Here is a 7,863-nt window from a genome sequence, read left to right on the forward strand (position 1 = left end):
CTCGCAAACCCGAGGCAGGCGTCGGCAGATCTGCCGACGCCTGGGGATCTTAGCGGTTCGAAAGTTTTCCGCAAAATGCGATTGTCAGGCTTGATGAGTGCGAAGCTCGGCAAGTGCCGTACGAGCCCGGGTCGCCTCATCGGCGATACCGATCGACTCGGCGAGATTGACGGCCGCGAGCAAAAGTTCGATGGCGTTGTCCGCGTTTCCGAGCGCGGCCTCGCACTGGCCGGCCCCCCGCAGCGCGGTCGCTTCCTCCCGGGCCGTCCCGATGGATCGCGCCAGGCCGAGGGCCGCAACGTACTGGTCGCGCGCCTCCTCGTGTCGGCCGGCGGCCAGGTATGCCGAGCCCAGGCCGTTGATGGCGTCCGCCTCGTAGCGGGCGCTGCCGACCGATCGGAAGGTCTCCAGTGCCGATCGGTACAGCGCGAGCGCGCGGTCGAGTTCCGCCGGAATTCTCAGGGTCGCGGCCAGGTTCACGTGCACGACGGACAGGTCGAACTGGGATATCCGGCCGCGCCCGATGTGCAGGATCTGCTCGAATGTCCGGCGCGCGTCCGACGTGTTTCCGGAGATGAGCTGGAGGTCTCCGATGTTGTTCAGGATCCGCAGTTCGAAAACCCTGTCATTGAATTCCCGGGAAATCGGCAGAGCTCTGCTATAGGCGGCCACGGCGAGTTCGTAATTCCCCATCGAGCGGTGGACGATGCCGATGTTCGCCAGGCAGCGCGCCACGTTCCACTGGTCGTCGATCTCCTGTCGAATGGCCAGTGCTTCCTCCTGGATCGCCAGCGACTCCCGGAGGCGGCTCTGGTTCCACCGCACCCGCCCCAGCAGGCTGAGCGCGTTCGCCGCCGCGTCGGGGTCGTCCTCCGCGCGCGCGAGGGCCAGTCCGCGTTCGAGGGCCTCCGCCGCGGAGTCGTGGCGGGAGGCGTTCGCCAGCGTCGCCCCCAGGTCGATCAGCGCCCTGGCCTCCTGCCGATCGTTCGTCCCCGATCGCCAGTGTGCCGCGGCTGCCCGGTGCATCTCCTGCGCCTCGCTCCAGTACGCCTCGGCGTCCAGGTAGCCGGCCAGGACGTGGGCGAGCCAGGCCCCGGTCTCGGCGTATCCGGTGCGGTGGGCCTGGGCGGTCAGGGCGATCAGGGCGGCGTGTTCCGACTCCAGCCACGTCCGTGCCGAGGCGGGAGAGGTGATCTCGATATCTCCCAACAAATCGCCCATGTCATCGAATTGACGGTCCACCGGCAGCCGGGTTCTGGATCTGCGTGGGTAGAGCAGGAGATCCGCCTGGTCGGCCGCGTGCAGCGCGAAGCGGAGCAGCCGGTCGACCGCCGAGTCCCGCTGTTCCTCCTCCACTCCCAGCGCCACCGCGAACTCTCTCAGAAGATCGTGTAGTTGGTATCTTTCGGGCGAGATTTCGACGATCAGGTGACAGTTCAGGAGGGCCTCGAGAACCTCATCGGTCTCATCAATCGTCCGCCCGAACAGCGCCGCCGCCGCGTGCACTCCGAAATCCGGTCCCGGGTACAGCCCGAGCAGCCGGAATGCGGATCTCTGGCCGGCCGGAAGGTACTGGTAGGAGACCTCGAAGGCGCGCGCGATGCTGGCCGTGCCGCTGCGGATCTCGGCGAGGCGGGCCTTGCGGGCGAGGCGGCGGGCGAGGTGGTCGAGGGTCCAGGAGGGGCGGGCCTTGAGGCGGCTGGCGGCGAGTTCGATGGCGAGCGGGAGCAGGCCGCAGCGGTTGACGATCTCGACCACCCGGTCCCGGTCCGTCGAGCGGTCCGGGCCGACCACGTTGGTGAAGAGGGCGACGGCGTCGTCGACCGGCAGGACGTCCAGGAACACCGGCCGGGAGCACGGGAGCTCGGCGAGCCGCTGGCGGCTGGTGACGATGATCAGGGCGGCGGGTGCGGGCGGCAGCAGCGGGCGGATCTGGGCGGCGTTGGCGGCGTCGTCGAGCACGAGGACGGCCCGGCGGGTGGAGAGGGTCTCGGTGCAGAGGGCGAAGACCTCGTCGGCGTCGAGCGGGATGGTGGTGGCGGGCACGCCCAGGCGTCTCAGCAGCAGGGAGCCGGCGGCCTCGGGGGTGAGCGGCGGCTGGTTGCCGATGTGGGCGCGCAGATTGAGGTGGACGTACCCGTCGGGGAACTGTTCGCGCATCAGGTCGGCGGCGTGCAGGGCGAGCGTGGTCTTGCCGACTCCGGGCATGCCGAGGATCGCGGAGACGGTGACGACCCCGCCCCGGCCGGTACCGGCTCCGGGCAGGACGCGCCGGAGGTCCTCGCGCCGTCCGATCAGCCGGTGCCGCCCGGGCGGTTCCACGGGGGCGGCGGCCGCAGCGGCCGGCGGGGCGGCGGACACCTGGGCCAGAGTGCCCGGCAGCGGTTCGCCGTTGAGCATGAGCCGGTGCAGCCGGGTGAGCGCCTCGCCGGGTTCGGTGGCGAGGTGGGCGCGCAGGAGCCGGACGACGGCGGGGTAGACGGCCAGCGCGTCGGCCTGGCGGCCGGCCGCGTGGAGTGCGGTCATCAGGTGGCCGGCGAGGCGTTCGTCGGTGGGGCGGTTCTCGCGCAGGGCGGTGAGTTCGGGGATCAGTTCGTGGTGGCGGCCGATCCGCAGGTCGATCTCGATCCGCTGGAGGGTAGTGGCGAAGCGCTGGTCGGCCATGGTGGCACGGGTGTTCCGGGCCCAGGTGCCGGGCAGGCCGGCCAGGGGTTCGCCGCCCCAGAGTTCCTCGGCGCGGCTGAGGACGGTTCTGGCCTGGTGGTCCTGTCCGTTGGCGGCGAGTAGTCGGGCTTGCTGGGAGAGCTCCAGATATCGGTGCCAGTCGATGAGTTGGGGGTCGGCCCGGAGGGTGTACGTGTGCGATCGGGTGTCGATCGTCGGCGCTTCCCTGGAGTTCTCCGTTCCGGTGGCGCGGGCGGCCCGTCTCAGGAGTGCCCGGAGGTGGGAAACGTGGCTGTACAGGCTGGTCAGGGCGCTGGGCGGTGGTTCCTCGTCCCACAGTCGGTATGCGAGCGAGGTGTGGGAGAGCGGCCTTCCTGCCTCCAGGGCCAGCGAGGCCAGTAGTTGGCGCCGTTTGTCGGAGTGGAGCGCCAATGGCTCTCCGTTCACCGACAGTTCAACTGATCCCAGGAGATGGAACTTCATGTGACGCCCCCCGCCGGTTGGCTACCAGCTTGCCGTGTCGCGGGTGAGCATGGCACGCGTACGGGGTGATCGGCTATACCACGATGGGGTTCGGGAGATGGACCTTTGGGAATGTTCTCGACTTGACGACATGTCATCTGCTAATTGCACGCGGTTAATTCGTCGAAGGCGGGGGGAGCCAGTGACAGGATCGGCCGTGGTCGGTGGTGGCCGGTGACGGATGCCAACCCGCCCTTCGGAGTCGTGCGCAACTCGCTGACCGGCGGCGGAGGGGTCGGTGGCTCGGTGGTGCAGGCGGGGACGATCAACGGCGGGGTGCACCTGCATGCCCAGCCGCTGCCCAAGCCGCGCCAACTTCCGCCCAGTCCAAGGCGGTTGATCGGCAGGGAGGCCGATCTGGCGGCGCTGGACCGGTCGTTGAGCCCGGGCGGCGGCGCGCCGGACGGAACCTTCGTGGTGACCGGCCCGGCGGGAGTGGGGAAGACGGCTTTGGCCGCCCAGTGGTTGCGCGGCCAGGCCGGGCGCTTCCCGGACGGTCAGTTGTACGCCGATCTGCGCGGGTACGCGCCGGGTGGGCCGGCCGATCCGGCCGAGGCACTGGGCGCGTTCCTGCGGGCGTTCGGGATCTCGCCGGTGCCCCGTGGTCTGGCGGAGGGCGCCGCGCTGTGGCGTTCGCTGGCGGCCGAGCGGCGGATCGCCGTACTGCTGGACAACGCCTCGACGGCGGCCCAGGTCCGCCCGCTGCTGCCGGGTTCGGACGGCACGGTGGTCGTGGTGACGAGTCGGCGCCGGCTCACCGGGCTGGGGATAGACGGCGCGGTGTTCCGCGCGCTGGCACCGCTCGCGCCGGAGGCGTCGGCCGAGATCCTCGTCGAGCGGGTGGGCGAGCGCCGGGTGGCCGACGAGAGCGTCGCCGCGGCCGAGGTGGTGGACGCCTGTGCCGGGCTGCCGTTGGCGATCTGCCTGGCCGCGGCGCGGATCGCGGCGCGCCCGGCCCAGCCGCTCGCGGCGACCGCCGAGATGCTCGGGCGCGGTACCGACCGGCTGGCGGCGCTGAACGTGGAAGGGGAGACGGTGCGGGGCCTGCTGGACGCCTCCTACGGTGTGCTGGAGCCGGCGGCCGCCCGGCTGTACGGCCTGCTGGGCCTGCTGCCGTTCGCCGAGTTCACCCTGGAGAACGCCGCCGTCCTCGCGGACACCGACCTGGCCGGGGCCGACCGGCTGCTGGACGGTCTGATCGATGTGCACCTGCTGGAGGAGAAGGGCCCGGAGCGGTTCCGTTTCCACGACCTGGTCCGGCTGCACGCCGGGGCGCGCGGGGCGGAGGTCCGTGACGCGGGCCCGACCAGGGCCGCCCTCGACCGGATCGTCGACTGGTACCTCGCCACCGCCACGGCCGCCGAGGCCGTCGTCTCGCCGAGCCACCGCACCCTCGCCCGCGACTACCTGACCCACCCGCTCCTCCCGGCCCGGGAGTTCGCGGACGACGTCCGGGCCCTGGAATGGCTGGACGGGGAGCGCGACCGGCTGGCCGACGTCCTGCGCTGGTGCGAGGAGCTGGACCGCCCCGCCGCCGCCTGGCAACTCGCCGACGCCATGTGGCCGTTGTTCCTGCGGCTGCGCCCCGCTGGGCTGTGGGTGGCGGCCCACCGGATCGGTCTGCGGGCGGCCCGGGCGGCGCAGGACCGGAACGGCGAGCTGCGGATGCTCACCTCCGGCGGGGCGGGCCTGCGGAACGCGGGAGAAGGGGAGGAGTCGGCGCGTTGGTACGGCGAGGCCCTCGACCTCGCCCGCTCCATGGACCACCGGCTGGGCCAGGCGCAGGCGCTGAACGGGCTCGGCCAGGCCCATCGGCTGGCCGGTCGACTGGACGCCGCCGCCGAGTGCCTGCACGAGGTGATCCGGCTCCGCGAGGCCGAGCACTACGTACGCGGTGCGGCGCTGGCCCGGCTGGCGTACGGCGAGGTGCTGTTGCTGGCGGACCGGGCGGCCGAGGCGGTGGAGCCCATCGAGCGGGCCCGCCGTGAGCTGTCCTCGGTCGGGGACGGCTACGAGGAGGCCCGTGCGATGGCCTTCCTTGGTCTGGCGTACGGCACGCTGGGCCGGGACAAGCCGGCCCACGACTGCTTCGAGCAGGCCCTCGCGGGCTTCCGGGCCCGGCGGTCGGCGCACTGGGAGGCGCGGACGCTGGAACTCGCCGGTCAGGTCGAGGAGTCGCGCGGCCGTCCCGAGGCGGCACGGGCCCGGTTCGAGCAGTCCCGGGCCCGGTACACGCAGCTCGGCGCCGCGGCCGAGGCGGCCAGACTGGCCGGCCGCCTCGCCGCGTACGCCGTCGATCCCGCCGGTGATCCCGCCAGTGATCCTGCCGTTGATCCTGCTGTCACCCCCCGCCCCGGCGAGCCGCGGTCCTGAGCCGGGGCCGTCCCGGCTCGGGGGTGCGGTAGCCGGTGAGGTCGACCCGGGTGAGTTCGGTCAGCCGTCGCCCGGCGGCGAGCCAGGCGTGCGCCAGCGAGCCGAGCGCCGGCGGCGGGACCGGTCCGCCGGGCGGCGCGCAGGCCCGCAGGACGAGCCGGGCCCCGGTCCGGGCGAGCAGCAGTACGGCTCCCGTCCGGTCCTCGGCCGTGGCCAGCGCACATCCGGGGTGCGCGGTCAGCACCCCGGCGAGCCGCGCGTGGAGGTCCGCCCCGGGGAACGGCCCGAGGTGCAGCACATCGGCGTACCGCCGTCGGCGGAAGCCCGCCGGCTCGGTGAGGTCGGCCGCGAGGTGCTCGTCCACGAAGCCGGGCCCGGGCCGGTCGCCGAGGTCGGGGCGCGGCCGGTCCGCGACCAGCAGTCCGTGGCGGACGCCGGCCGGGGACACCACCACCGCCTCGAACACCACCGCCGGGGAGCCGGCCACCGGCGCCAGCCGCACGGTGTGCGGTCCGCTGGTCACCCCGCCCGCCGGAAGTCCGGCAGGAGCGGGGCGTCCAGCGGAGCGGGCAGCGGCAGCGGCGCCGGCTCCGGGCCGTGCGCGGGCTGGCCGAGCCCGAGCACCCGGTACAGCAGCCGACGGGCGTTGCGGTCGAAGCGGCCGGGTTCGGAGCTGATCCGGTCGGCGATGGCCGTGTAGTCCTCCGGGCGGTACTGCTCGGCGGCGTAGGCGAGTTGCCCGGTGAGCGGGTGTCCGGGGGCGAGCGCGGGCGCCGTCCGGGCGAGCTGGGCGGACGGCGAGCGCGGGTTGACGTGGTGGTGCGGGTACTCGGCGAGCAGCACGGGGGCGCCGGTCATCGCGCCGTACAGGGTGACCGAGCCGTGGTCGCCGATGATGTAGTCCGCGGCGACCAGCAGCGGCCGCCAGTCCGTCTCCGGCGGCACGACCGAGACGGCCCCGCGCGCGGTGGCCATCGCCCAGGAGCGCACCTGCCAGGGGCTGTGCGCCGCGGCGATGTTCGGATGGGCCAGCAGCGCGGTGCGGTAGCCCGGCCGGGGCAGTTCGGTGGTGAGCCGGGGCAGGACGGTGTCGAGCCGGGTGAACAGCGAGCCGGCCCCCCAGGTGGAGGAGACCAGGACGAGCTTCTCCTCCGGTCGCAGCCCCAGGGCCGTCCGGTAGTGCTCCCGGTGCGGCAGTGCGGCGGCGATCCGGTCGTAGCAGGGGTCGCCGACCACCTCGGCGATCGGCAGGGCCTCCGGGCAGTTGCGCCCGAGTTCGGCCAGTTCCTCCTGGTGGGCCAGCGCGAACGAGACCGGGACGAGCCGGCCCTCCCAGCACAGGTAGTCCGGGCCGAGCTTGCGGGCCGGCCGCTCGCCGTCCGGTCCGCCGCCCCGGGGCAGCTTGATGTTGCCCGCCCCGTGCGGGAGCCGGACGACCGGCCCGTGCAACTGCTCCATCCCCTGCGAGCCGGCCGCCAGGACGAGGTCGAACTCGCGCCGGACGGCCTGCTCCCAGGGCAGTACGGTGGCGCCGAGGGCGAGCAGCGCCTCGGCCGTGCCCCGGTTGAACATGTGCGGCGCCACCGTGAACTGCACGTGGATCCGCAGGTCCGAGGCGAGCAGCGAGTAGAAGTCGTGCAGCCGCTGGGCGTACACCATGGTCTGGGCGACGACCAGGACCTTCTTGCGGTCCCGCAGCGTCTCCAGCGGCCAGGCCGCGCCGTGGGGCGTCCCGTTCGTGCGGTGGCTGTCGTGCGTCCCGTAGGTGGTCGTGATGTCCTGTTCCCCGTGCACCAAGGTCATTCCGTTCCCCCTCCTTGATCGCAGGTCGGGGCCGTCGACGGGCCCCGCCGCCGATGCTCCCCGGGCCGGCTGGCGGATTCATTGACGAGACCTGGCGCGGGCTTGCGGAAACCTTGTGTCCGCTTGCCGCCGGGGCGTGGGATCGCTGGACACCGGGTAGGGTACTGAGTGCCTTTACGAGGGGTACTGAGTGCCGTATTCTCTCGATGGAGCCTCTGACGCCAGTCGAAGAGATCCGACACGGCATGCCGGTCCAGGTGGCGCTTGCGGCGCGAGGACGGCTGCCGGGCCGGACTTGGCACTCAGTACCCTCGGCCTGACCTGAGGCCATGGATCCAGTGCATCCGTGCACCCGTGACAGGAGAAACCGCTCATGAGCTTGAGGATCGTCGTCTGTGTGAAGTACGTGCCGGACGCGACGGGTGACCGTCGTTTCGCGGACGACCACACCACCGACCGGGAGGGTGTGGACGGCCTCCTGTCGGAGCTGGACGAGTACGG

Annotated in this window: 4 protein-coding genes and 1 pseudogene; 2 read left to right on the forward strand and 3 right to left on the reverse strand. The window is 72.6% G+C overall.

Translation table 11 applies throughout. The annotated features are described in order from the left end of the window. Nucleotides 1–84: 84 nt before the first annotated feature. Complete coding sequence (locus tag BG452_RS17430; protein ID WP_188305224.1) at nt 85–3,096, reverse strand: AfsR/SARP family transcriptional regulator; 3,012 nt, start codon at nt 3,094–3,096, stop codon at nt 85–87. 264 nt (nt 3,097–3,360) lie between these two features. Here BG452_RS17430 and BG452_RS17435 point away from each other — a divergent pair, with 264 nt between their 5' ends. After that, nucleotides 3,361–5,559, forward strand: a complete 2,199-nt coding sequence (locus tag BG452_RS17435; RefSeq protein WP_188305225.1) for a tetratricopeptide repeat protein — start codon at nt 3,361–3,363, stop codon at nt 5,557–5,559. Here BG452_RS17435 and BG452_RS17440 read toward each other — a convergent pair. Together BG452_RS17440 and BG452_RS17445 are read right to left on the reverse strand one after the other, a co-directional pair. Continuing rightward, entirely contained in the window at nt 5,528–6,082 is a 555-nt protein-coding gene (locus BG452_RS17440; RefSeq protein ID WP_188305226.1) for a hypothetical protein, read from the reverse strand. The genes BG452_RS17435 and BG452_RS17440 overlap by 32 nt on opposite strands. Further along, nucleotides 6,079–7,362: a hypothetical protein gene (locus BG452_RS17445; protein ID WP_223242342.1), complete on the reverse strand. Its 1,284-nt coding sequence runs from the start codon at nt 7,360–7,362 to the stop codon at nt 6,079–6,081. The genes BG452_RS17440 and BG452_RS17445 overlap by 4 nt, the downstream gene beginning before the upstream one ends. 373 nt (nt 7,363–7,735) lie before the next feature. Here BG452_RS17445 and BG452_RS17450 point away from each other — a divergent pair. Next, nucleotides 7,736–7,863 (forward strand): annotated as a pseudogene (locus BG452_RS17450) (electron transfer flavoprotein subunit beta); the annotation flags it as partial.

Origin of the sequence: Streptomyces sp. CBMA123 (genome assembly GCF_014596465.1) — a bacterium.
In the GTDB taxonomy this organism is placed as follows: domain Bacteria; phylum Actinomycetota; class Actinomycetes; order Streptomycetales; family Streptomycetaceae; genus Kitasatospora.